The following is a 1817-nucleotide window of genomic DNA, read 5'->3' as shown; positions in this document are numbered from 1 at the left end:
TGAATCGCTTATCCTCAGGATTTCTCCTTCTTATAATCAATGCTTCACCTGAATAGGATTCACTGACTTGGTTGACTTCCTTGATTAGACGACTTCGTTTTACCTTTTTATGATCAGCATTTGGAATATCATCGATCAGTAGGATTTGATCCAGTTGTTCCACAGTTAATAACTTCCCTTGAAAAGGTTCAAAAAGTTCCAATAACTTCTGATCGGAGTTTTTATGAATTTTGGGCTCAATTCCAGCATTTTCCCGCTGCAATTGCTGTTGCTTTACTTTCAAAATCTCTCTCCGGAGAACCCAGAAAACAATCAAACCTGTTGCAATCAGAATTCCTAGGGTAAGAAGCACATAGTCTAGTTGAAGTTCCTCCAGTTCTCTTTGGCTGATGGGTAAAATTTTAGCTTGACCGACATGGTTTGCTTTTTGGTACAAGTCATTGATATCTATAGAAAGGACATCATTACGAGAAAAAGAAAGTGTTGCTATATTGCCTTCAAGCAAAATCCAGGAAGCCGTTTTCAATAATTCGATGGCCTTTTCCATGCGGGAAAAACGAAACTCCAAAGTATTTTTATCAAAAATGATGAAACCGATTTTGCGGTCTGCGGAGAATGCCGAGAACACCATGAAATCCTTTGTGTCCAAATAATCTTCATGGACAACAAAATCGGCCTCTTTGGAGGTTGTAGAAATAAGGTTGCCAAAGGAGAGATACTGCCAGCTATAGTTTTCGAAATTTAAAAAGTAAGCCTGATCAAATTCTTGATGATCTCTAGTACGAAAATTCTGTTCTAGTCCAAAAAACAGAAAGGCTCCCTTATCTCCCACGCCACTGAATAAAAAACCATAGTCAAGAGGCTGGTTTTCAGTAGTAAAAAACGACCAGGATCCAGTTGCGCAATCAAAATTCAATAAATCACTATGATTACGCCAAAAACCATAATTCCCAAGAGAGAAAAGCTGCCCGTCTCGAAAAAAGAATTTGGCTCCGCAGTTGTATCCGCTGTTATCATATAGATAGCAGTTATTCCAACCTTCCGAAGTCCATTGGTAGACATTAAAAAAACAGGAAGTAAGTGCGAAGACTCCCAAATCATTTTTAATCAATTGAAAATCATTCCCAGTCTGAAAAGGTAAATTTTTCAAGGAATGAATTTGCTCCTTAGAAAAATGGGGTTCTAAAGAAGCAAAATTTTGAATATTGCCTAAATCCCTAATGGCTATAGAAAAATGAATTCCATCGACAGGGCTAGCAAGAGAAATACCGGCAGAAAGGAAACTGACGGCAAGTATTACTACCCTCAAAAAAAACATATCAAATACTTTAATTATCATATTCACCGCAAAGAATAGAAATTGATGAAACTAAATCGATAAAAATCAGGTAAATTGAGTAACAAATGCTGTTACCTAAAATAAAATATGATTCAATTAATTGATTTACAATTAATTAAACAATGAATAAAACTAACACCTTTTTTTAAAACTGACAAATTATCTAATGATTTGATATCCAAAAATCACGTCGACCCGCTCAAAGGTAAACCCCAATTGTCGCAAATGAGGTTTATGATTTCTAATTAACTTATTTGGTATTGTAAAAAGCGTTTGTCCTTATTATTTCGTTTTCGCTTGATTAAAGGAAAGCCATTTTTCTCCTTGGCTAGTTCATTTAATGCTAAGATTAGCCTGGAGCGTCTTACTTTTCTGTAATCCATACTTTTAATACCATCAATCTTTAGTACTTGATCCAATTCATGCTCTTTCCGCTTAAAAGTTGGACTAGTTAAGCAGCGATTTTAAAGTTATAAAA

1 protein-coding gene is annotated in these 1817 nt (G+C 35.4%); it reads right to left on the bottom strand.

Features of this window, described 5'->3' with window-relative positions; genetic code table 11:
* Positions 1–1150, bottom strand: a 1150-nt coding sequence (locus OU792_RS18455) for a hypothetical protein (RefSeq protein ID WP_274671046.1), incomplete at its 3' end; no start/stop codon positions are given.
* Positions 1151–1817 lie beyond the last annotated feature (667 nt).

It is taken from the genome of Algoriphagus sp. NF, assembly GCF_028823735.1.
In the GTDB taxonomy this organism is placed as follows: Bacteria; Bacteroidota; Bacteroidia; order Cytophagales; family Cyclobacteriaceae; genus Algoriphagus; species Algoriphagus marincola.
The sequence above is the reverse complement of the archived record's forward strand: the minus strand, read 5'-3'. Positions and strand labels throughout refer to the sequence as shown.